Source organism: Pseudoduganella sp. GCM10020061 (assembly GCF_042683405.1).
Lineage (GTDB): Bacteria > Pseudomonadota > Gammaproteobacteria > Burkholderiales > Burkholderiaceae_D > Telluria.
This window is the reverse complement of record NZ_JBHUJS010000014.1, coordinates 210,190-233,473: the sequence shown is the minus strand read 5'-3', so window position 1 is coordinate 233,473 and position 23,284 is coordinate 210,190. Positions and strand designations below refer to the sequence as shown.

19 protein-coding genes and 4 tRNA genes are annotated in these 23,284 nt (G+C 66.2%); 13 read left to right on the top strand and 10 right to left on the bottom strand.

The annotated features are described in order from the left end of the window. Positions 1–15: 15 nt before the first annotated feature. From ACFSQR_RS17560 to dbpA, 7 genes are all read left to right on the top strand, one after another. On the top strand, positions 16–1,251 hold the full coding sequence (locus ACFSQR_RS17560; RefSeq protein ID WP_377731311.1) for an exonuclease SbcCD subunit D C-terminal domain-containing protein: 1,236 nt from the start codon (positions 16–18) through the stop codon (positions 1,249–1,251). After that, the gene (locus ACFSQR_RS17555; protein ID WP_377731310.1) at positions 1,248–4,985 is read left to right on the top strand and encodes an AAA family ATPase; all 3,738 of its coding nucleotides are present in this window, start codon (positions 1,248–1,250) and stop codon (positions 4,983–4,985) included. Before ACFSQR_RS17560 ends, ACFSQR_RS17555 begins: the two co-directional genes overlap by 4 nt. A gap of 54 nt (positions 4,986–5,039) precedes the next feature. Next, positions 5,040–5,255 carry a hypothetical protein gene (locus ACFSQR_RS17550; RefSeq protein ID WP_377731309.1) on the top strand — a complete coding sequence of 72 codons (216 nt, stop codon included), beginning with the start codon at positions 5,040–5,042 and terminating at the stop codon, positions 5,253–5,255. A 13-nt stretch (positions 5,256–5,268) separates the two neighbouring features. Beyond that, on the top strand, positions 5,269–6,429 hold the full coding sequence (locus ACFSQR_RS17545; RefSeq protein WP_377731308.1) for a methyltransferase: 1,161 nt from the start codon (positions 5,269–5,271) through the stop codon (positions 6,427–6,429). Between the two features lie 56 nt (positions 6,430–6,485). Beyond that, positions 6,486–6,562: transfer RNA gene (locus ACFSQR_RS17540), tRNA-Met, on the top strand. Positions 6,563–6,593: 31 nt separating this feature from the next. Next, positions 6,594–6,827 (top strand): hypothetical protein, encoded by a 234-nt coding sequence (locus ACFSQR_RS17535; protein WP_377731307.1) that lies wholly within the window; start codon positions 6,594–6,596, stop codon positions 6,825–6,827. Positions 6,828–6,897: 70 nt separating this feature from the next. Continuing rightward, complete coding sequence (dbpA, locus tag ACFSQR_RS17530) at positions 6,898–8,310, top strand: ATP-dependent RNA helicase DbpA (RefSeq protein ID WP_377731305.1); 1,413 nt, start codon at positions 6,898–6,900, stop codon at positions 8,308–8,310. Between the two features lie 40 nt (positions 8,311–8,350). Here dbpA and ACFSQR_RS17525 read toward each other — a convergent pair whose 3' ends face one another. The 8 genes from ACFSQR_RS17525 to ACFSQR_RS17490 form a co-directional block, all read right to left on the bottom strand. Next, the gene (locus ACFSQR_RS17525) at positions 8,351–9,937 is read right to left on the bottom strand and encodes an amidase (RefSeq protein ID WP_377731409.1); all 1,587 of its coding nucleotides are present in this window, start codon (positions 9,935–9,937) and stop codon (positions 8,351–8,353) included. A 183-nt stretch (positions 9,938–10,120) separates the two neighbouring features. Further along, positions 10,121–10,696 carry an elongation factor P gene (locus ACFSQR_RS17520; protein WP_377731304.1) on the bottom strand — a complete coding sequence of 192 codons (576 nt, stop codon included), beginning with the start codon at positions 10,694–10,696 and terminating at the stop codon, positions 10,121–10,123. Between the two features lie 69 nt (positions 10,697–10,765). Continuing rightward, positions 10,766–11,917, bottom strand: a complete 1,152-nt coding sequence (earP, locus tag ACFSQR_RS17515) for an elongation factor P maturation arginine rhamnosyltransferase EarP (RefSeq protein ID WP_377731303.1) — start codon at positions 11,915–11,917, stop codon at positions 10,766–10,768. Between the two features lie 131 nt (positions 11,918–12,048). Next, positions 12,049–12,124 (bottom strand) — tRNA-Glu (locus ACFSQR_RS17510). A gap of 59 nt (positions 12,125–12,183) precedes the next feature. Beyond that, positions 12,184–12,259 (bottom strand) — tRNA-Glu (locus ACFSQR_RS17505). A 35-nt stretch (positions 12,260–12,294) separates the two neighbouring features. Then, positions 12,295–12,370: transfer RNA gene (locus ACFSQR_RS17500), tRNA-Ala, on the bottom strand. Between the two features lie 67 nt (positions 12,371–12,437). After that, positions 12,438–13,835 carry a glutamate--tRNA ligase gene (gene gltX, locus ACFSQR_RS17495; RefSeq protein WP_377731302.1) on the bottom strand — a complete coding sequence of 466 codons (1,398 nt, stop codon included), beginning with the start codon at positions 13,833–13,835 and terminating at the stop codon, positions 12,438–12,440. Between the two features lie 280 nt (positions 13,836–14,115). After that, positions 14,116–14,997 (bottom strand): LysR family transcriptional regulator, encoded by an 882-nt coding sequence (locus ACFSQR_RS17490; RefSeq protein WP_377731301.1) that lies wholly within the window; start codon positions 14,995–14,997, stop codon positions 14,116–14,118. 91 nt (positions 14,998–15,088) lie between these two features. Between ACFSQR_RS17490 and ACFSQR_RS17485 the strand changes: the two genes are divergently transcribed. After that, entirely contained in the window at positions 15,089–16,033 is a 945-nt protein-coding gene (locus ACFSQR_RS17485; protein ID WP_377731300.1) for a DMT family transporter, read from the top strand. 44 nt (positions 16,034–16,077) lie between these two features. Here ACFSQR_RS17485 and apbC read toward each other — a convergent pair whose 3' ends face one another. Beyond that, positions 16,078–17,163: an iron-sulfur cluster carrier protein ApbC gene (gene apbC, locus ACFSQR_RS17480; RefSeq protein ID WP_377731299.1), complete on the bottom strand. Its 1,086-nt coding sequence runs from the start codon at positions 17,161–17,163 to the stop codon at positions 16,078–16,080. A gap of 108 nt (positions 17,164–17,271) precedes the next feature. On the opposite strand from apbC, the gene metG reads away from it, so the two are divergent. The 5 genes from metG to panC all read left to right on the top strand — a co-directional run bounded on the left by metG (position 17,272) and on the right by panC (position 21,979). Beyond that, positions 17,272–19,398, top strand: coding sequence for a methionine--tRNA ligase (gene metG / locus ACFSQR_RS17475; RefSeq protein ID WP_377731297.1), 2,127 nt, complete (start codon positions 17,272–17,274; stop codon positions 19,396–19,398). A 3-nt stretch (positions 19,399–19,401) separates the two neighbouring features. Further along, complete coding sequence (locus ACFSQR_RS17470) at positions 19,402–19,875, top strand: GNAT family N-acetyltransferase (RefSeq protein WP_377731296.1); 474 nt, start codon at positions 19,402–19,404, stop codon at positions 19,873–19,875. 114 nt (positions 19,876–19,989) lie between these two features. Further along, positions 19,990–20,199: a DUF3460 family protein gene (locus tag ACFSQR_RS17465; protein ID WP_377731295.1), complete on the top strand. Its 210-nt coding sequence runs from the start codon at positions 19,990–19,992 to the stop codon at positions 20,197–20,199. 17 nt (positions 20,200–20,216) lie between these two features. Further along, the gene (locus ACFSQR_RS17460; RefSeq protein WP_377731294.1) at positions 20,217–21,098 is read left to right on the top strand and encodes a segregation and condensation protein A; all 882 of its coding nucleotides are present in this window, start codon (positions 20,217–20,219) and stop codon (positions 21,096–21,098) included. A gap of 41 nt (positions 21,099–21,139) precedes the next feature. Continuing rightward, the gene (gene panC, locus ACFSQR_RS17455) at positions 21,140–21,979 is read left to right on the top strand and encodes a pantoate--beta-alanine ligase (RefSeq protein ID WP_377731293.1); all 840 of its coding nucleotides are present in this window, start codon (positions 21,140–21,142) and stop codon (positions 21,977–21,979) included. 90 nt (positions 21,980–22,069) lie between these two features. Here panC and ACFSQR_RS17450 read toward each other — a convergent pair whose 3' ends face one another. Beyond that, a complete protein-coding gene (locus ACFSQR_RS17450) occupies positions 22,070–23,278 on the bottom strand; it encodes an EAL and HDOD domain-containing protein (RefSeq protein ID WP_377731292.1) in 1,209 nt (402 codons plus the stop codon). Positions 23,279–23,284: the final 6 nt, after the last annotated feature.

The following is a 23,284-nucleotide window of genomic DNA, read 5'->3' as shown; positions in this document are numbered from 1 at the left end:
TCTCAGTGGCTCCCCATGCGCATCCTGCACACCTCCGACTGGCACCTTGGCCAGGCCCTGCATCACTACGACCGCTCGTACGAACACCAGTGCTTCCTCGACTGGCTGGTCGACCAGGTGGTGGAGCAGGACGCGGATGCCCTGCTGGTCGCGGGAGACGTATTCGATAACGCCAATCCCCCCGCCTCCGCGCAAAAGCAGCTCTACCAGTTCCTGCAGCGCCTGCACACGCGCGCGCCCAGGCTCGACGTGGTCATCATCGCCGGCAACCACGATTCGCCGGCGCGGCTGGAGGCGCCCGGCCCGCTGCTGGAGCTGCACAACGCGCGCGTCGTCGGCGCCCCCGTGCGCACGGCCGGCGGCGAGATCGACATCGAACGCATGCTGGTGCCGCTGCACGACCGCACCGGCGCCGTGGCTGCATGGTGCATCGCGATCCCGTTCCTGCGTCCGGGCGATGTCCCGCGCGCCGACACCGGCGCGGAGGGCGATCCCTACCTGAACGGCATCGCCCTGCTCTACCGCCAGGCCTTCGATCTGGCGATGCAGCGCCGCACAAGCGGCCAGGCGATCGTGGCGATGGGCCACTGCCACATGCTGGAGGGCCAAAGCTCGGTGGACTCCGAGCGCCGCATCGTCATCGGCGGCACCGAGGCGCTGCCGGCGACCATCTTCGATCCGTGCGTGGCCTATGCGGCGCTCGGCCACCTGCACCTGGCGCAGCGCGTCGGGCGGCAGGAGCACCTGCGCTATTCCGGCAGTCCGCTGCCGATGTCGTTCTCCGAAGTGAACTACCAGCACCAGGTCCTGCGCGTGGACCTGGAGGGGCCAAAGGCGGTCGCGGTGGACGCGCTCCCCGTGCCGCGCTGCGTCCAGCTCCTGCGCGTGCCCGAGCATCCCGCTCCCGTGGAGGAAGCGCTCGCCGCGCTGGAAGCCTTGGCGCTGGATGACTGCGAGCCGCACCGCCAGCCCTACCTCGAAGTGCGCGTGCTGCTGGAGCGCCCCGAGCCCGGCCTGCGCGCGCGCATCGAGGCGGCCATCAAGGGCAAGCCGGTGCGCCTGGCGAAGATCGAACCGGTACGCAAGGCCACAGTTGCGGGCGCCGCCGGCCCCGCCATGTCGCTCGACGAGCTGGCGCAGCTGCAGCCGGACGATATCTTCCGCCGCCTGTACCAGGACCGCTTCGGGGAAGCCGCGCCCCCAGACCAGCTCTCGGCCTTCCACGAGTTGATGGGCGAGGCGGCGCCATGAAGATCCTGCGCATCGCGGGCGCCAACCTGGCGTCGCTGGGCGAACCCTTCGAGGTGAATTTCGAGAGCGAGCCGCTGGCCTCCGCCGGCGTGTTCGCGATCGGCGGGCCGACCGGCGCGGGCAAGAGCACCTTGCTCGATGCCCTCTGCCTGGCGCTCTACGATGCGACGCCGCGCCTGGCAAAAGCCGGACGCAGCGCCGGCACGCTGCCGGATGTGGGCGAGGAGACGGTCTCGCCCTACGATCCGCGCACGCTGCTGCGCCGCGGCGCCGCGGAGGGCCACGCCGAAGTGGATTTCGTCGGCAGCGACAATGCCCGCTACCGCGCACGCTGGAGCGTGCGCCGCGCGCGCACCAAGGCCACAGGAGCACTGCAAAAGTCGGCACTGTCGCTGCACCGGATGGCTGACGGGGTGGCGCTGGGCGGCACCAAGACCGAGGTGGCGCAGGAGATCGTGGCCCGCATCGGCCTGTCGTTCGAACAGTTCACGCGCGCGGTCCTGCTGGCGCAAAACGAATTCTCTGCGTTCCTCAAGACCGACGAGAGCGAACGCGGCGAGCTTCTGGAAACGCTGACCGGTACCGAGGTCTATACCGCGCTGTCGCGGCGCGCATTCGACCGCTACAAGGAAGAACAGGCCAGGCTGCAGCAGCTGTCCTCGCGCCTTGCCGATGGCATGCCGATGGACGCCGGCCAGCGCGCGCAGGTCGAGCAGGATGCGCTGGCTGCCGAAACCGCGCTGGAGTCCGCGCGCGCGGCGCGCGACGGGGCGGAAGCGGCATGGCGGTGGCAGCAGGACGACGCGCGCCTGGCTGCCGGCGTCACGCAGGCGGAGCAGGCGCTGGACGCCGCCCGTGCGGAACAGGCCGGGGCGGCCGCGCGCCGCCGCAAGCTCGCGACCATCGACGCGGCGCAGCCTGCGCGCCAGCTGGCGGCGGACGTGGCGCGCCTGCGCGACGAGAGCGCGGCGGTCGCCCAGGCCACCTTGGACGCCAGCGCGCAGCTCGAACGGTCGCAACTGGCGGCACGCGAGGCGCATGCCAGCGTGGAAACCGCGATGGGCGAGCTTGAAGCGGCCGAACACGCACAGCGGGAAGCAGCTGCGCACCTGATCGAGGCCAGGGCGCTCGATGCGCGCATCGGCGCGCTCACTCCGGGCCACGCCGCCGCGCGCCAGGCGGCGCAGGATGCGGGCGAATCGGCCATACGCGCGCAAGCGGCGCTGGACGCACTGGCTGCGGAGCGCGCCGCGCTCGCGGGGATCCGCGACAAGTCCGCCCAATGGCTGGACGGCCGGCGCGCCATCGAGCCGCTGGCCGCGCACTGGACACGCTGGCAAAAGATGTTGGCCGACGCCGCGCGCGCGTCCGGCCAGCTCGCGCAACTTTCCGGCGCGCGCGATGCAGCCGCGGCCCAGGCAGCGTCCGCGGAACTCGCGGCCCGGCAGGCCCGGGAAACACTGGACGCGGCCGCGCAGCGGGCGCTCGAAGTCGACGCAGCCCGTGCCGCCGCCATCGACGCGGCCGCAAGGTTCGACTTTGACGCCATGCGCAGCAAACGGCAGGAAATCGACCGCCAGCGCGCGGCCCTGGCGGCGGCGGAACATCGCTGGCGGCAGCTTGCCGCGGCCACGTCGTCGCTCGCCGACGCGCGCGAGCGGCGCCAGCAAGCGCTCGCGTCCAGGGACGCGGCGGCGGCGGCGCGCGCACAGGAAGAAGTGGCGGCGCCCGCGCTGCACGCGGCGCTCGCGCAGGCGGAAGCGTCCCATGCGGCCGCCAAGGCAGCCTGCGCAGACAGCGTGGAGCGCCTGCGCAGCACGCTGGAGGACGGCAAGCCCTGCCCGGTCTGCGGATCCGAAGCGCATCCGTGGCATCACCAGGATGACGTCCTCAAGGCGATGCTGCACAGTTTGGAAGCCCAGGTGACGCAATGCCGCGCCGCCGTGCGCGAGCATGTCGCGCGCGACGCGTCGCTTGCCTCCACCATCGCCCACTGCGCGGAACAGGTGGCAACGTTCGAGCGCCAGATCGCGGAGCTTGACGAAGCCCAAGCACTGGCAGCGCGGGCATGGACGGACGATCCGCACAGCGCGCACGGCGAGGTGGATGCGGGCTGGTTCGTGCAGCAGGCGGACGCGGCCCGGTCAGCAGCAGAGGAACTGGAACGTACCGAAGGCGCGGCCCGCGAAGCGCTGGCAGCACGCGAACGCGCGCAGCAGGCATGCGACGCCGCAGTGGCCGCACGCGGCGCGGCGCAGGAAGCGGCAAGCGCCGCACAGGCCGCGCATGACCGCGCAGCCGCGGCGCGCGACACCGCCGAGGAGCGCCATCGCCACGCCGCCGCCGCGCTGGACGCGCTGCTCGAAGACCTCGACCACGCATTCGAGCGGACCGAGTGGCGCGATGAATGGCATGCCGAGCCCGCGGCCTTCCTTCAATCTTGCGAGCAAGCGGTCGCGGGCTGGATGGAGCAGTCGCGCGCGCTGGCGGAGGCCCGCGACAAGCTCGCGGCACTCGAGGCCGGCCACGCGGCCGCCATCGAACGCCACAGCGCGGCCCATGCAGCACTGGAAGCTGCGCGCAGCGCGCTTGCGCAGGCGGACGCGCAGCTCGCACGCCTGCGCACCGATCGTGAAGCGCTGTTCGGAGGCCGCGCGGCGGACGAGGTCGAGCGCGGGCTGGCCGCCAGTGTGGCGCAGAGGCGCGAAGCACTGGCGGCGCGCCAGCTCGGCAGCCAGCAGGCGTCGCACGCGGAAGTGCGTGCCCGCGAAGCGCTCGAGCACGCGCGCGCTCGCGGCCAGTCAAATGCGGAAGCGCTGGGACAGGCAGTTGCGTGCCTGGACGCGTGGATCACGCAATTCGATGCTGCCGCGCGCGAGCTGGATCAGATCCCTGACGCCGAGGCGCTGCGCCTGCTGCTCGCCACCGATCCGGAGTGGATCGACGGCGAACGTGCCGCACTGGCGCGGCTGGACGCAGGCGCGGCCTCGGCGGCAACGGTCCTGGCCGAGCGCCGCGAGCAGCACGCACGCCACCGCGCTTCGCCGCTAGCGACGGACGCCGCCCCGGGATTGCTGGCAGACGCGCTGGCGCAGGCCCGTGCCCGCTGGGACGCCGCAAACCACACGCTGGTGTCGCTGCGCCTGCAGCTGACACAGGACGACGCGCGCCGCGAGAGCGCGCAGACCATCATGGGCCAGGTCGCGCAGCAGCAGGAAGTCGAGCGGCGCTGGGCGCGCATGAATGACCTGATCGGTTCGTCGGACGGCAAGAAGTTCCGCAACTACGCGCAGCAGTTCACGCTGGACGTGCTGCTCGGGTACGCGAACAGCCACCTGTCGCACCTCGCCAAGCGCTACCGCCTCGAGCGCGTGCCCACCGCCGGCGGGCCTTCGCTCGGCCTGCTGGTGCGCGACCAGGACATGGGCGGCGAAGTCCGCTCCGTCAATTCGCTGTCCGGCGGCGAGTCCTTCCTGGTCTCGCTCGCGCTCGCGCTAGGCCTGGCGTCGCTGTCGTCCAACCGCGTGCGGGTCGAGTCGCTGTTCATCGACGAGGGCTTCGGCAGCCTCGATAGCGAGACCTTGCGTGTAGCGATGGACGCCCTCGACAGCCTGCAGGCGATGGGCCGCAAGGTCGGCGTCATCTCGCATGTGCAGGAAATGGCCGAGCGGATTTCCGCGCGCATCCTCGTGCAGCCTGGCGGGGCCGGCCTCAGCACGGTGACGGTGCCGTAAGGGCGCCTTCCCCAAATGGTAGAATCCCCGCTTTTCCACGCATCCTCCAGCACCATGAACAAACCTGCCCGCTTCCTGACCTTCAAGTGCGAAAAGTGCGCCAAGCCAGTCAAGGTCCACCTGCAGAAGGTATCGGCCTGCTCGCACATCCAGCCCTACCAGGGCATGTGCAGCTGCGGTGAGCTCAAGCTGCACGCGACCGGCAGCCCGGATGCCGTCGCGTCCTACCTCGCCTCCGGCGGCGACAACTGGTCGCACCATCATCACTGATACCGGGACTGCCATGCATGCCACCGACACGAACGCCCCCGCCCTGATCCACTGGACCGAAGGCGGCGAAGCGCGCAGCGCGCGCTGGCGTTCCGAGAGCGGCATGCCGCCGCCCAAACGCGTGGTCATCGCGGACGACAAGACCCCGGCCGACACGGCCTACAGGCTGGCCTGCGAAGGCACTGCCCTGCTGTGGCGCGGCGACTTCCAGAATGCGCGCCAGCTGCTGCAGGCGCTCGCGCGCCGCGCCGACCACAAGGGCGGCCACGGCAAGCGCAAGCCAGCCAAGGTCCCGGCCAGCATCACCGAAGCGTTCCACCTGCACCGCCAGGCGCAGTCGCAGCGTGCCCGCACGCTGGCGATGCTGCTGATCCCTTTCGAGGGCGACTATTCCATCCCGCTGCGCCGCGCGCCCGACGTGGCCCAGGCATGCAACGAGGCCTACGGCCGCGGCGGCGAACCTTTCGTCGCGTCGCTGCGCGAGCTGCTCGGCGTGATCGGCGCGCACGAATGGCGCAAGAACGGCGTCGAGATCGCGGCGCTGGACGACCGCATCCACCCCTGGTACGGCGTGTTCTCGCCGATCCGCGGCGAGTACATCGACCTCGTGGCGCAGGCGCCCATCCCGCGCGGGACCCGCCGCGCGTTCGACATCGGCACCGGCACTGGCGTGTTGTCGGCAGTGCTGGCGCGGCGCGGCATCGAACATGTCGTCGGCACCGACCAGGACGATCGCGCCCTGTCCTGCGCCCGCGAGAACATCGCGCGCCTGGGCCTTACCGGCCGCGTCGAGATCGTGCGCGCGGACCTGTTCCCGGAAGGCCGCGCCCAGCTCATCGTGTGCAACCCGCCTTGGCTGCCGGGCCGCCCCAGCTCCGCGATCGAATACGCGATCTACGATCCGGACAGCCGCATGCTCAAGGGCTTCCTCAACGGCCTCGCCGCGCACCTGGAACCGGGCGGCGAAGGCTGGCTGATCCTCTCGGACTTCGCCGAACATCTCGGCCTGCGCACCCGCGCCGAGCTGACCGCCATGTTCGATGCGGCAGGCCTGGAAGTGGCGGGCCGCCACGACGTGCGTCCCGTGCATCCCCGTTCCAGCGACGCCACCGACCCGCTGCACGCCGCCCGTTCGGCCGAAATCACCTCGCTCTGGCGCCTCGTTCCACGTTAATTGTGCCGCGCGTATTGCGCATGCCACTTGCAATCGGTACAATGCGCCCACTCAGACGCGGGGTGGAGCAGTCTGGCAGCTCGTCGGGCTCATAACCCGAAGGTCACAGGTTCAAATCCTGTCCCCGCAACCAAATGCCATAAAACGCGCGACGCTTTCCGATCATGAAAGATAAAAAAGATAACGCGACGTTTGAGCTGCCCGGTCTCGGAGCAGCGTGGTTTGCTCCGCCCTCACCCAAGGATTCGGCCACCGAATCGCGCCCCCGCGTCCGCCGCCCTGCCCTCAAGCAGGAGCAATTGACACTGCTCGACGAGACCGACGCGACCGGACTGCCTGTGTGGCGCCGCGACGAAGGCCTCGACCTGACCGGCCTGCCCGTCTGGGCAAGCAACTGATTCCCGCTTTCGAGCACGATCCAGCCCGGCTTTGCTAGACTGGGCCCATTCCATTTTTTCGTTCGCCCCCATGACGCAGCCTGCCGCCTTCTCCACCCTTCCGCTCGACCGCGCCTTCCTCGACAACCTGGATTCGCTCGGTTACAAGGCGATGACCGATATCCAGGCCGCGTCCCTGCCGTCGGTGCTGGAGGGCCGCGACCTGATCGCGCAGGCCAAGACCGGCAGCGGCAAGACCGCGGCATTCGGCATCGGCCTGCTCAACCGGATCAAGCCGGCGTGGTTCGCGGTGCAGGGACTGGTGCTGTGCCCGACGCGCGAACTGGCCGACCAGGTCGCGAACGAACTGCGCCGCCTGGCCCGGTCCCAGCCCAACGTCAAGATCCTGACCCTGACCGGCGGCGTGGCGATGCGCCCGCAGATTGCATCGCTCGAGCATGGCGCCCATATCGTGGTCGGCACGCCGGGCCGCATCCGCGACCACCTGTTCCGCCAGACCCTGCGCCTCGATAACGTCCAGACGCTGGTGCTCGACGAGGCCGACCGCATGACGGACATGGGCTTCTACGACGACATCGCGCAGATCGCGCAGGACTGCCCGCGCCAGCGCCAGACCTTGCTGTTCTCGGCCACCTACCCGGACGACATCCGCCAGGCGACCGCGCCGTTCCTGCGCGACCCGGTCGAGGTGAAGGTCGAGGCGCAGCACGACAACACGCGCATCGACCAGCGCTTCTACGAGATCGGTTTCGACGAACGCGACGAGGCGGTGGTGCGGCTGCTCAAGCACTTCCGCCCCGTCTCTGCGCTGGCCTTCTGCAACACCAAGGTGCGCTGCCGCGAAGTGGCCGAGAACCTGCGCGCGCAAGGCATCTCCGCCCTGGCGCTGTATGGCGAACTGGAACAGCGCGAGCGCGACGAGATCCTGGTCCTGTTCGCCAACCGCAGCTGCTCGGTGCTGGTAGCGACCGACGTGGCGGCGCGCGGGCTGGACATCTCCAGCCTGGACGCGGTCATCAACGTCGACATCTCCAAGGACACTGAAGTGCACATCCACCGCATCGGCCGCACCGGCCGCGCCGGCGGCACCGGCCTGGCGCTGTCGCTGGCGGCGCCGAACGAAAAGAAGTGGGTCAAGCTGATCGAGGAATACCAGAACGCGCCGGTCGAATGGCACGACCTGAAGGAACTGGACGAAGGCGACCCGCATGTGGAGCCGGCGCCAATGGTCACCATCTGCATCATGGGCGGCAAGCGGCACAAGCTGCGTCCGGGCGACGTGCTGGGCGCACTGACGGGCGACGCGGGCCTCACCAAGGAGCAGGTCGGCAAGATCAACGTGATGGAGTTCGCGACCTATGTCGCGATCGACCGGCATGTGGCTGACCAGGCGTTCGCGCGGCTGGCGAAGGGCAACCCGATGGGGCCGGACTTCGGCGCCATCAAGGGCCGCAACTTCAAGATGAAATTCGTCGAGGTCTGAGCCTCCGGGACTATCCCCGGAGGCGACCGACCCCTGATCCTTAAGCGGGTTTGACCGACGGCAGGAACTGCGGCGCCCTGCGATGCAGGGTCGCCTGCTCATACGCGTACGCCATCCCGATCAGCGCGGCCTCGCTGTAAGCGCCACCCACGAACGAAATCCCCACCGGCAGACCATGCACATAGCCCGCCGGTACCGTCACGTGCGGATACCCGGCCACCGCCGCCGGCGACGAGAAGCTGCCGCCGTAATGGTCGCCGTTGATGAAGTCCGTCAGCCACGCCACGCCGCCCGTCGGCGCCACCAGCGCATCGAGCTTGTGCTCCTTCATGACCTTGTCGATGCCTTCGCGGCGCGAATAGCGGTGGTTGTTGGCCAGCGCCTTCTTGTACTCGTCCTCCGACAGGCTGCCCTTCTTGTTCGACGCGATCAGGTGCTCCTGCCCGAACAGACTTAGTTCCTTGTCGCGGTGCTGCTCGTTGAACGCGATGACATCGGCCATCGACTTGATGCGCGCGTGCGGCGCGTAGCCTTTCAGATAGTCCGCCAGGCCCGGCTTGAACTCGTACAGCAGCACGGCCATCTCGCTCTCGTCGTACTTGTTCGTGTTGGGCACCTTCACATCCACCAGCACCGCGCCCTGCGCCTTCAGCACGGCCAGCTGCTTCTCGATCTGCGCGTCAACCGCCGGATTGCGTCCGAAGAAGTCGCGCGCCACACCCAGGCGCTTGCCCCGCAGCGCGCCCTTGTCGAGCGCGCGCGCATAGTCCGACGCCTTGCCGGCGCTGCCCCTGGTTGCGGGATCGGCGTCGTCCACGCCGGCCATGGCGGCCAGCAGATAGGCTGCATCGGACACCGTGCGGGTCATCGGGCCGGCCGTGTCCTGCGACGCCGAGATCGGGATGATGCCGCTGCGGCTGACCAGTCCCACGGTCGGCTTGATGCCCACCAGGCCGCACGTCGACGCCGGCGACACGATCGAGCCGTCGGTTTCGGTGCCGACCGTCAGCGTGGCCAGGCCGGCGGCCATCGCGGCGCCGGAGCCGGAGCTCGATCCGCTGGTGTTGCGGTCCAGCGCATACGGGTTGCGTGTCAGCCCGCCGCGCGCGCTCCAGCCGCTGGTCGAATGCGAGGAGCGCATATTGGCCCATTCCGACAGGTTGGTCTTGCCGAGAATGACCGCGCCGACGCGGCGCAGCTGGGCGGCGACGAACGAATCGCGCGTGGCGCGCACGCCATCCAGCGCCAGCGAACCGGCCGTGGTGCACATCGCGTCGCCGGTAGCGAGGTTGTCCTTCAGGAGCACCGGGATACCGTGCAGCGGGCCGCGCACCTTGCCTGCGGCCCGTTCACGGTCGAGGTCCGCAGCAATCTTCAGCGCGTCCGGATTGATTTCGATGATGGAGTTAATGCGGGGACCGGCCTTATCGATGGCCTGGATGCGGGCGAGGTAGCCTGCGGCGAGCGAATGCGCACTCAGTTTGCCGCCTGCCATCAGCGCCTGCAGCTCGCTCACCCCCAGGTCGAGCGAAGCGTCCGTAGCGGCTGCGGTGGAGGAAGCGGCGGCGCCCGATACTGCGAGCGCGCTGGCACCCAGCCCGATCTTGACGAAATCCCTGCGATCCATCATGTCTCCTTGTTGTTGAATAGACATAGAATAGCAGCGACCCGCAAAAATGGGGACAGACCCCATTTTCGAAATGGGGACAGACCCCATTTCCGCCTTCCCGCCATGCCGAAAATGGGGTCTGTCCCCATTTTTAAAAAAAAACGCTGCCAGCGGCAGCGTTCTTTGTGAAGCGTCGGGCGATTAGGCGCGAACGACTTTCTTGTACTCGTTGGTACGGGTGTCGATTTCGATGACGTCGTCGGTCGACACGAACAGCGGCACCTGGACGGTGTGACGCTTCGACTCGATGGCGTTTTCGATCTTGGCTTCTTTCAGGACGTTGCCCGAAGTGTTGCCCTTGACTGCCGGCTCCGAGTACACGACCTGGCGTGCGATCACGGTTGGCAGTTCCACGGAGATTGCCTTGCCGTCGTAGAAGACAGCTTCGCATTCCATACCGTCTTTCAGGTAGTTCAGCGCGTCGCCGAGGTTTTCTTCTTCGATTTCGTACTGGTTGTACTCTTCGTCCATGAAGACGTACAGCGGGTCGGCGAAGTACGAGTAGGTCACCGGCTTCTTGTCCAGAACGACGACGTCGAACTTGTCGTCACCGCGGAAAACGTTTTCCAGCGGTGCGTTCGTCAGAAGATTCTTCATCTTCCACTTGTAGGTAAAGCCCGTGCGGCTCGAGCCGTTGACGTCGGAACGCAGCACGATGAAAGGCTTGGCATCGACCATGATGATGTTGCCAACACGAATTTCTTTTGCGGGTTTCATATTAAGGAGAGTGAACTTAAAAAGGGTTTGCAGTAACCGAGCATCATACCATGTTCTTCCGTGGAACGCCTACCGGTGCGACCGCGCGAACTGAAGAATATTGCCCGTAAAATCGCCTAGATTAAGCATTTGCCCAGTCCATTCCTCCGCCCTGCGCGAAATAAGAGACAGATCGGCATGCAGTAATGGCCATTGCGCCGCGAGGCCAGCGTCTTCCAGCGCGCCATTCCATCCGAGGGAAAATGCAAACAGGCTTTCGATATCGGGCGAATAGCGGTGCAGGAAGGCGCGCAGTTTTTTATGGTGCAGGTTTTCGTCCTGATGATAGATATGCCAGACAAATGGCTTGCCGGCCCATTGCGCGCGCACGAACGAATCCTCGCCGCGCACGAAATTCAGGTCGCAGGACCACAGCAGTTTGTCGTAATCCGGCTGCGCAACAAAAGGAACGATGCGCACGGTCAGCGCGCCGCGGGTAGCGACCGCGCCCGCCTGCGGTTCGCCACCGATGAAGGCGCGGGCCGCGTCGGCCACCACGCCCTCCGGCACCAGGCACGTGACGGGCACCGGACCTTGCTGCCATGCCTCGAACAGTTCCGTGACCGGTGCGTGCTGGTAGCAGAACAGCGACACTTTGAGGCCGGCCTGCTCGGACGGCGTCACGCCGAGCCCCGCCAGGAACGCCGCCGCGGCGCCCGGATCGGACACGAAGCGGCGGCGCTCGTCGAGCAGCGACGCTTCGCGCAGCAGCCCACCGGTCTTGCTGGTAAAGCCGGGGAAGAAGAAGTACTTCGTCAGCGGCAGTTGCGGATGCGAAGACGGCAGCGTGTGGCAGCCCTCCACCCATTCCTCGGCGGTGAGTCCTTCGAGGTTGAACCACACGGGCTTTGGATCGCACTGCGCCATCGCCTTGATGTAGCCGGGCGGGATGTCGACGGCGAAGAATTCGATGACGATGTCGGCGATATCGGATGGCGCGAACTCGCCATCCTGGCTTGTCCAATGGCGGACGGTTACTCCTGCGATGTGCTGGATACTGGCGTCCACATCGACATCCGGGCGGATGCGCTTGAACGTGCGCAGGTCATCGACCCACAAGGTGACGCCAATGCCATGTTCCTGCTGCAGTTGCAGCGCGAAGCGCCAGCAGATGCCGATGTCGCCGAAGTTGTCGACGACCTTGCAGAACAGGGCGAGGGTTTTCAGGTCGCGCAGGGACATCCGGACGGGCCTCTCTTGCCAACTCAGTATGGATCCCCGCATCCGCGGGGATGACGTGCCAAAGTTACCGCAGAAATGAAAAACCGGAGCACCTATCCGCGTGTACTGCGGTGGTCTGCTCCGGTCTTAACTGGCGTCCCCACGGGGATTCGAACCCCGGTACTCACCGTGAAAGGGTGATGTCCTAGGCCTCTAGACGATGGGGACAGAAATCTGCCCTGGATGCCTGCGCATCCGGCCTATGCTACGTGTTGTGTGTGCCGAGTTGGCGTCCCCACGGGGATTCGAACCCCGGTACTCACCGTGAAAGGGTGATGTCCTAGGCCTCTAGACGATGGGGACCCGGACTACAACATTTACTACCTTCTTCGCAGACTTGGTGGAGGTAAGCGGGATCGAACCGCTGACCTCTTGCATGCCATGCAAGCGCTCTCCCAGCTGAGCTATACCCCCGTTAGCGCGAAGAAGCAGTATTATAGGGGACGCCTTGCTTCTTGCCAAGGGCATCCCCTAAAAATTTTCAAAGAAATTTCTTTACGCGTGCAACAACGGTGTCGCGGCCAAACAGTTCGAGCACGGCGTCGATCGCAGGCGTCTGCAACTGGCCGGTGACGAACAGGCGCAGCGGCATCGCGATCTGCGGCATCTTCAATCCGTGCGCGGCCAGCACTTCCTTGATCATGGCGCTGATTGCAGCCTTGTTCCATTCCACCGTCTGCAGGCGCTCCGCAAACTGCGCGAGTGCAGGCTTGACCGCATCGGTCACATGCTGCTCCAGCAATGCCGGATCCGGCTTCGGCTCACGGTAGAACAGCATGGCGGCATCGGCGATCTCATTGATGGTGTTGGCGCGCTCCTTCATCAGCGCGATTACCGACGCCAGCGGCGGCGCACCGTCGAACACGGCGCCGTCGCGCTGCAGCTGCGGCATGGCCAGCTGCGCCAGGCGCTCGTTGTCGGCCTGCTTGATATAGTGGTTGTTCACCCACGCCAGCTTGTCGAAGTTGAACTGCGCAGGCGACGCGGTCAGGTTCGACAGGTCGAACCATTCGCAGAACTGCTCCATCGAGAAGATCTCGTCGTCGCCGTGGCTCCAGCCAAGGCGGGCCAGGTAGTTCAGCATCGCTTCCGGCAGGTAGCCTTCATCCGCATAGTTAACCACGCTGACGGCGCCATGGCGCTTGGACAGCTTCGAACCGTCCGAACCCAGGATCATCGGCAGGTGGCCGTACTCCGGCAGCGGCGCGCCGATCGCGCGCAGGATGTTGATCTGGCGCGGCGTGTTGTTCACGTGGTCGTCGCCGCGCAGCACGTGGGTGATCTTCATGTCCCAGTCGTCGACCGCCACACAGAAGTTGTAGGTCGGGGTGCCGTCCGGGCGCGCGATGACCAGGTCGTCCAGCTCCTTGTTGGAGATGGTGATCTGGCCCTTGACCACGTCGTTCCAGGTCACGTCGCCGTCGAGCGGGTTCTTGAAGCGCACCACGGGCTTGCGGCCTTCCGGCACTGGCGGCAGGACCTTGCCCTCTTCCGGACGCCAGGTGCCGTCGTAGCGCGGCTTCTCGCCGGCCGCGCGCATGCGCTCGCGCATCGCTTCGACTTCTTCGGGCGACGAGTAGCAGTGATAGGCTGTGCCGGCCTCCAGCATCTGCGCCACCACTTCGCGGTAGCGGTCCATGCGCTGCATCTGGTAGAACGGGCCTTCATCGTGTTCCAGGCCGAGCCACTTCATGCCGTCCAGGATCGCCTGCACCGCTTCGGGCGTCGAGCGTTCGACGTCGGTGTCCTCGATGCGCAGGATGAACGTGCCGCCGAAGTGGCGGGCGTATGCCCACGAATACAGCGCGGTGCGCGCGCCGCCAAGGTGGAGATAGCCGGTTGGGCTGGGAGCGAATCGGGTACGGACAGGCGTGGTCATTGAGAGTAGACAGCGAAGAAACGAAAGCCGCTATTTTAACCGGATGTAGGGGGACTGTCCCTCGGGACCGTCCCCAGCTTTTTGGCTGGAGTTGTCGGAATCGGCCAGAAATTAGGCGAATCCGCCAAAAAATGCGGGGGACGGCACTACCGCCCCTGGCGCCTATGGGACCGTCCCCAGCATTTTGGTTGGAGTTGGCGGAATCGGCCAGAAATTAGGCGAATCCGCCAAAAAATGCGGGGGACGGCACTACCGCCCTGGCGCCTGCGGGGATAGTCCCCTAACGGCGGGCGACCTGGCGCGCGGTGTCGACGAACGCCTGCACCGCCGGCGCAGCCCGCGACAGGTCGCGCATGCCAAGCCCCACGCGCCGCCGGATCGCCGGCCGGAACGCCACCGTCTTCAGCCGGGGATAGGCGCAATCCAGGTCGCCCGGCAGCGCCAGCTCCGGCATCACCGCCACCCCGTCGCCCGCCTGCACCATCCCGAGGATCGTCATGACCTGCGAAATGCGGTAGCGCACCCGCAGCGTCAGCCCCGCCTTGACGAAGGCCGGCTCCACCAGCGCGCCGCATCCGGTATCGGACATAATGAATGGCAGCGCGTGCAGGTCGGACGCCGTCACCGTTGACTTGTCCGCCAACGGATGCGCGGCCGGCACGATTGCCACCATCTCGTCCTCCACCAGCGGCACCGTATCGAAGCTCTCGTTCGGCAGCACCACAAAGCCGATGTCGACCCGGCGGTCCTGGATCCACTGCTTTACCTCGTTGTCCGACCCCTCGTCGATCTGCACTTCCACCCCGGGGTACTTTGCGCGAAACGCATGCAGGATCGCGGGCAGCAGCTTGAGCGAGGACGTCGGCCCGAACGAACCGATGCGCACCAGGCCCTGGCGCAGGCCGCGCGCGGCCGCCACTTCCTGCTGCATCGCTTCCGCCAGCCCGAGGATCTCGCGGGCGCGCGTCAGCAGGCGCTTGCCCACTTCCGTGACCTCGACGGACGACTGATGGCGCACGATCAGCGGCACGCCAAGCTCCTTTTCGAGCGACTTGACCGCGTGCGAGACGGCGGACTGGCTGATCCCGAGTCGCAGCGCAGCTGCGGTAAATCCCTGGAGCTCGGCGACGAGGGAGAAAATTTCAAGCTGGGTGAAGGTCATCGGTGGCCCATGAGCGTTTGCTCATTTTTCTATGAGTGGCGATTAGCAATAATATATGATCATTACAACCCGGCCGCAACCCCTCCAGACCATGAAAACCTCCGCACCCGACGCTGCCATCGTCCCGCCCCCACTGCCCTCCTCGGCACCCGCCACACTGACTCCGGTGTACCTCAAGCTCGCCGGCGTCGCGTTCCTGTGGGGCGGCACCTTCATCGCCGGGCGCACGCTGGCGGCCGAGATGCCGGCGCTGGTCGCCGCCGCGGCCCGTTTCGCGGTGGCCGCAGTACTGCTCCTGCTGCTCGCATGGCGCATGGAAGGCGGCCTGCCGCGCCTGTCGCGCCAGCAGATGTTCGCCACGGCGGCGCTCGGACTCACCGGCATCTTCCTGTACAACCTGTGCTTCTTCGGCGCGCTCGGCCAGATCCCGGCAGGACGCGCGGCGCTGTTCGTCGCGCTGAACCCGATCGTGACGGCGCTGGCTGCGGCCGTGATCCTGCGCGAGCGCCTCACCTCGCGCAAATGGGCAGGGATCGCGCTGGCATTCGTTGGCGCCGCCATCGTCATCACACGCGGCGACCTGGCCGGCGCGGCGCAGGACATCAGCCAGTCGCTGGGCGCGGGAGAACTGCTGATGCTGGGAGGCGTGGTCAGCTGGGCGGCCTACACGCTGATCGGGCGGCGCGCGCTGACCAACCTGTCGCCTATCGCGGCCACGACCTATGCGGCGCTGTGGGGACTGCTGTTCCTGTCGATGGGCGCCGTTGGGCAGCTTGGCGATGTGGACTGGTCGAATGTGCCGGTCACGGCGTGGGCGTCGGTGGTGTACCTCGGCGCATTCGGCACGGTGATCGGGTTCGTCTGGTACTACGAGGGTGTAAAGGCGATCGGCCCCTCGCGCGCGTCGGTATTCAATAACCTGGTGCCGGTATTCGGGGTGGTGCTCGCTGCAGCGCTGCTGGGCGAGGCGATCCTGGTGTCGATGGTGGTGGGTGGCGCGCTGGTTGTCGCCGGCGTCACCCTCACCAACCGCTAACGGCGGGTCGGGGACTGTACCATTCAAGGACAGTCCCCCAGTCCTCAATCGTTCTTGACGACGATGTTGGGGAACTTGCTGCTCATGTCCTTCGCCTTCTCGGCGATCTTGATGGCGACCTTGCGCGCGATCTCTTTATAGACCTGTGCGACGGCGCCGTCCGGATCGGCCACCACGGTCGGCCGGCCGGAGTCGGTCTGCTCGCGGATCGCCAGGGTCAGGGGCAGCCTGCCCAGGAAGTCGACGTTGAAGTCTTTCGTCATCTTCTCGCCGCCGCCTTCGCCGAAGATCGCTTCGGTATGCCCGCAGTTGGAGCAGATGTGGGTGCTCATGTTCTCCACCACGCCCAGGATCGGGATGCCGACCTTCTCGAACATCTTCAGGCCCTTGCGCGCATCCAGCAGCGCGATGTCCTGCGGCGTCGTCACGATCACGGCGCCCGTGACAGGCACCTTCTGCGACAGCGTCAGCTGGATGTCGCCGGTCCCCGGCGGCATGTCGACGATCAGGTAGTCCAGGTCGCGCCAGTTGGTCTGCTCCAGCAGCTGCTGCAGCGCCTGCGTGACCATCGGGCCGCGCCACACCATCGGTTCGTCCGGATCGATCAGGAAGCCGATCGACGACACCTGCACGCCGTAGTTCTCGAGCGGCTCCATGGTCTTGCCGTCCTTCGACTCCGGACGGCCGGCAATCCCCAGCATCATCGGCTGCGACGGGCCGTAGATGTCGGCATCGAGCACGCCGACTTGCGCGCCCTCCGCCGCCAGCGCGAGCGCCAGGTTGACGGCGGTGGTCGATTTGCCCACGCCGCCCTTGCCCGAGGCGACGGCGATGATGTTCTTCACGGTCGGAAGCAGCTTGATCCCGCGCTGTACGGTGTGCGCGGTGATCTTCGAATGCACGTTGGCAGTGGCCGAACCTGCGCCGGCAGCCTTTACGGCGCCTTCGGCCGCCGCGCGGATCGCAGCGAACTGGCTTTTGGCCGGGTAGCCCAGCTCCACGTCGAAGGTCACGCTGTCGCCTTCGACCTTGACGTTTTTGATGGTCTTGCTGGAGACAAGGTCCTTGCCCGTGTTCGGATCGATGACCGCGGAAAGGGCTGCCTTGACTGCGTCCTGATTGATGCTCATGCGTTTCTCCATTGGTGAGATGGCAAGTCTATAGCAAAACACTTACTGTCACCCTGATAAATCCACTGGTAAAATGGTCTTTTCACCGTTCACCAACCCTTCAAGACCATGACCCGCAAGCTGTTCGTCACCACCGCCCTACCTTACGCAAACGCTGCTTTCCACATTGGCCACATGATGGAGTACATCCAGGCCGACATCTGGGTGCGCTACCAGCGAATGCAGGGCGCGGAGGTGCACTTCGTCTGCGCCGACGACGCGCACGGCACGCCGATCATGATCGCCGCCGAAAAGGAAGGCATCACGCCGCAGGAATTCGTCGCGCGCATCGCGGCCGGCCGCCAGCAGTACCTGGACGGCTTCCACATCGCCTTCGACAACTGGCACTCGACCGATTCGCCTGAAAACGTCGAACTCTCGCAGGGCATCTACCGCCGCCTGCGCGATGCGGGCCTGATCGTCACCAAGACCGTGGACCGCTTCTTCGATCCGGTCAAGGGCATGTTCCTGGCCGACCGCAACATCAAGGGCGAGTGCCCGAAGTGCGGCGCCAAGGACCAGTATGGCGACAACTGCGAAGTGTGCGGCGCGGCCTACCAGCCGACCGAACTGGTGAACCCGTTCTCCGTATTTACCGGCTCGACCCCGATCCTCAAGCCCTCGGAGCAGTACTTCTTCAAGCTGTCCGATCCGCGCTGCTTCACCTTCCTGAAGGAGTGGCTGAACACGCCGGGCCGCCTGCAGTCCGAGATGGTCAACAAGGTGTCCGAGTGGCTGGGCGAATCCGGCGAAAAGCTGGCCGACTGGGACATCTCGCGCGACGCGCCCTACTTCGGCATCCCGATCCCTGACGCGCCGGGCAAATTCTTCTACGTGTGGCTGGATGCGCCGGTCGGCTACCTGGCCTCGCTCAAGAACTACTGCGCCAAGTCGGGCATGGACTTCGACGCGCTGCTGAACGACCCGGCCACCGAGCAGGTGCACTTCATCGGCAAGGACATCGTCTCCTTCCACCTGCTGTTCTGGCCTGCGATGCTGAACTTCTCGAACCACCCGATCATCGACAAGCTCAAGGTCAACGTGCACGGCCACCTGACCGTGAACAACGAGAAGATGTCCAAGTCGCGCGGCACCGGCATCTCGCCCCTGCGCTACCTGGACCTGAAGATGAATCCGGAGTGGCTGCGCTACTACATCGCGTTCAAGCTCAACTCCAAGGTCGAGGACCTGGACTTCAACGGCGACGATTTCGTCGCGCGCGTGAACTCGGACCTGGTCGGCAAATACGTCAACATCGCCAGCCGCTGCGCCGGCTTCATCGCCAAGAAGTTCGGCGGCAAGCTGGCCGATTCTCTGTCGCCGACTGCGCAGGAATGGATCCGCAAGGCGCTGACCGTGGATGGCGCCGAGCGCCAGGCCAGCATCGCCGCGCACTTCGATGCGCGCGAGTACGGCAAGGCCCTGCGCGAGATTATGGAGATCGCGGACATCACCAACCAGTACGTCGACGAGAACAAGCCATGGATCCTGGCCAAGGATGAGAGCAAGGTCGCGGAACTGCACGAAGTGTGCACCACCGCCCTGATCCTGTTCCGCCAAATCACCATCATGCTCGCGCCGGTGCTGCCGGAAGTCGCGCGCCGCGTGGCCACGTTCCTGAACGACGCCACGCTGTCCTGGAGCGCCACCAAGGGCTCCGCCGTGTACGAAACCATGCTGGGCCGCGAGATCGGCGAATACGCCCACCTGATGACCCGCGTGGACGCCAAGATGGTCGAGAACCTGTTCGACAAGCCCGTCCTGGCAGCACCGGCGCCTGCGGCAGCTCCCGCCGCCACACCAGCAGCGGCCGCAGCTCCTTCGCAGCCAACTACCGGCATCGAGGAACTGGCGCCCGAGATCAAGATCGACGACTTCTCCAAGGTCGACCTGCGCATCGCGAAGATCGTCAACTGCGAACACGTGGAAGGCTCGGACAAGCTGCTGCGCCTGACGTTGGACGTGGGCGAAGGGCGCATGCGCAACGTCTTCTCCGGCATTAAGTCGGCATACCAGCCGGAACAGCTGGTCGGCAAGCTGACCGTGCTGGTCGCGAACCTGGCCCCGCGCAAGATGAAGTTCGGCGTCTCCGAAGGCATGGTGCTGTGCGCGTCGGCCGCCGACGAAAAAACCAATCCAGGCCTGTACGTGCTGGAACCGTGGCCGGGCGCGCAGCCGGGCATGCGCATCCGTTAAGCCATGGGGATAGTCGTCCGGGCCGCGTCTGACGACGATGCCCAGCTGATCGCGGACCTGACACGCGCCAGCTGGGCAGGCAAGATCGTCGAGACTTCATCCGGCCACAACGAAACCGCCGAGCAGGTCGCCTCCGATCTGCGCCACGGCGGCGCCTTCATCCTCCTGAGTGACGGCGAGCCGGTCGGCTCCGTGCGCTGGCTGCCGCTGGACCTCGACCCGGACGTGTGGGAAATCGTGCGCATGGGCGTGCTGCCGGGCTACCGCGGCGCCAACCTGTCGCAGCATCTGCTGGAAGCTGTCATCCACGCCGCCTACGACCGCAGCGCCACCGAACTGCGCCTGGCGATCCGCGGCGACCAGCCCATGCTGATCGACTTCTACGCCGCGATGCAATTCGAACTGGCCGACGAGCTCGAGCACTCCCACGCCGGCGACGCCGAACCCTCCCCCCGCGTCATGCGCCGCCACCTCTAAAAAATGGGGACAGACCCCATTTCGAAAATGGGGTCTGTCCCCATTTTGGGGGATTTCCCCAGCATTGGCTGGTCAAGGTAAAATAGCGCCGACTTTCCTCCAACCCATCGAATCATGAAATTCTTGAAACAACACTCCCTGTACGAGTCGGACCACTCCCTGTTCATCAAGAAGCTGAAGGAACAGAATCCGCAGATCGAAGAAGATCAGCGCCGTGGCCGCGCCATGCTGTGGGATAAAGCCCCGCTGACGCTGGACGAGCAGCAGCGCCGCGCCGACTCGCGCGTCAAGCAGCAGCCTTACGTGTACCAGACCAAGGTCTGATACCGCGGGCCACACACATGTTGCCTACAGAGTCGGCGGCGGTCGTCCTGGCCGATCCGGTCGCCGAACTCGACGCGCTGGCCGGCGCCGCTGAAGCTGGCGCCGCGCCCGGCGAACCTGCTGTCGCCTTCGCGAAGCTGTACGGCGAGCCGCTCACGCGGCTGCCGCAGGACCTGTACATCCCGCCCGACGCGCTCGAGATTTTCCTCGAGACGTTCGAAGGGCCGCTCGACCTGCTGCTGTACCTGATCCGCAAGCAGAACTTCAACATCCTCGATATCCCGCTCGCGCAAGTCACGCTCCAGTACCTCAAGTACGTCGAGCAGATCCGCCTGCACAATCTCGAACTGGCCGCCGAATACCTGCTGATGGCGGCGATGCTCATCGAGATCAAGTCGCGCATGCTGCTGCCGCAAAAGCAGGCCGCCAGCGACGACGAGGCGGACGACCCGCGCGCCGAACTGGTGCGCCGCCTGCTCGAATACGAGCAGATCAAACTGGCCGCCTACGACCTGAACGCGATCCCGCAGGTGGACCGCGACTTCACCCGCACCGAGATTTTCATCGAGCAAAGCCTCACCCCGGTGTGGCCGGACGTCGATGTGGACGACCTGCAGCGCGCCTGGGCCGACGTGATCCGGCGCGCCAAACTGGTGCAGCACCACAAGATCAGCCGCCAGGAGCTGTCCGTGCGCGAGCACATGTCCGCCATCCTGCGCCAGCTGCAATCGTCGCGCTTCGTCGAGTTCTCCGACCTGTTCGACCGCGGCGCCAGCGTGCCGGTGGTGGTCGTACACTTTGTCGCGATGCTCGAGCTCGCGAAGGAAACGCTGATCGAAATTACCCAGGCCGAACCATTCGCGCCAATTTACGTACGCCTCGCGTACTCGCCGGACTGACAAAGTCCGCGCCTCCCGATTCAAGCAGAAAGACCAATAATATGAAGATCGTCACTACCATTGAAGAATTGCGCGACCAGCTTAGCGGCCAGCTGCGCACGGCATTCGTGCCGACCATGGGCAACCTCCACGAGGGCCACCTGTCGCTGATGCGCCTCGCACGCAAGCACGGCGATCCTGTGGTGGCGTCGATCTTCGTCAACCGCCTGCAGTTCGGGCCGAACGAGGACTTCGAGAAGTATCCGCGCACCTTCCACGCCGACGTGGAAAAGCTGGAGAAGGAAGGCGTGTACGTGCTGTTCGCGCCGACCGAGAAGGACCTGTATCCGGAACCGCAGGAATACCGCGTGCAGCCGCCGGCGGGCCTGGGCAATACGCTCGAAGGCGAATTCCGCCCGGGCTTCTTTTCCGGCGTGACCACCGTGGTGCTCAAGCTGTTCTCGTGCGTGCAGCCGCGCGTGGCGGTGTTCGGCAAGAAGGACTACCAGCAGCTCATGATCGTGCGGAACATGGCGCGCCAGTTCGCGATTCCGACCCAGATCATCGCTGCCGAAACCTGGCGCGCGGACGACGGGCTGGCGCTCTCCTCGCGCAACATGTACCTGTCTGCGGACGAGCGCGCGGAAGCGCCGCGCCTGTACCAGGCGCTCAACTACGTGGCCGACGAGATGCGCGCGGGGCACACGGACGTGTTCTCGCTGGAGCGCGCGGCGATGGACATGCTGGCGCAGCGCGGCTGGAAGCCCGACTACATCTCGATCCGCAAGCGCGTCGACCTGCAGCCGCCGACCGGCGGCGACCTGGCCCAGGGCGAGCCGCTGGTGGTCCTGGCCGCGGCGAAGCTCGGCACTACGCGCCTCATCGACAACCTCGAGATCTGATGTAGAAAAGGGGACCGTCCCGACAGGACGATCCCCCTTCTGCGCTGCCATCGTCATTCCCGCGAACGCGGCGAAGACGGCAGGAGCGGTTTACATGCTGAGGTTCTGGGCCCAGGCAAGCGCGGACAGGTGCGCCTTGTTGACGTCGGCCGGGCTGATGCCCAGCGAGTGCGCCAGCGATTCCACCAGCGCGCTATTCAGTTCGCACGCTTCGGCCAGCGCAAGATAAGGTCCGTACATGCCGCCGCGCGTGAGCAGCGCGCGCACCACTTCATCCGGCAGCTGGATGGTGTCCAGCACTTCCTTCATCGGCAATCCCAGCAGGCGGTCCAGCAGCGAGAACATGCCGGTCACGAACAGGTTCTCGCCTTCGCCGCGCGCCAGCGCCTTCTGTCCCAGCAGCTCGGCCAGGCGGCCGCGCACCACGGCGGTCTCCATCAGCACCGGGGAGTAGCCGCTGGTGGACGCGGTGGCCAGCAGCAGCGTGAGCCAGCGGTACATCGGCGAATAGCCCAGCATGGTGATGGCCTGGCGCAGCGACTGGATCTCGCGCCCGGAACCGAAACCGGCCGAGTTGATGAAGCGCAGGAGCTTGTACGACAGCGCCGGGTCGCGCTTGAGCACATTTTCGATCTTGGGAATGTCTTCGTTCTGCTGCACCATCTGCATCAGCTGCAGGATGATGGTCTGCGCCGGATTCATGCCCTTGACCGGGGAGCCCGGGCGCGGGGTCAGGTGCAGCTTGCCCACGAACGCGTCCAGGCCGAGCGCGGCGCAGGCGTCGAAGTCGGCCCAGGTGGTGACCGGACGGCCCACCATGCGCACGCCGGTCTGCTTGAGCGAGGCGTAGGTGCGCGCCTGCGCGGCCACGTCGGCGCCGGCAAAGCGCACTTCCACGTAAGAGACGCTGTGCGCGAGGTTGCGGCCCAGGTGCGCCAGGTCGCCGTCGCGCACCGAGATGCCGACGCCGCCCGCGCGCAGACCCTGCGCCGCGGCGCGGGTATCGGGATTGGCGAGGTCGGAGGCTTCCAGCGTCAGTACGGTCTTCTCGGGCGGCAGGTCGTGCAGCGCGTCGAGCGACAGCATGGCCGGCACCGCGTCCAGGAACAGGATCTTGTCGCGCAGGAGCCAGCCATTCTCCTCGTGATGCACGTGCGCGGCGACGAAGGCGACCAGCGATTCCAGGTCCGGGCCGGTGATGACCTGGCCTTTGTGCTTCTGCCAGCTCAGTTCATAGCCGAGCACCCGTTGCTTCGGATCGAGCAGGGGCTCGCGGACGAGGAAATTTGTTTCGTGCATGGGAAG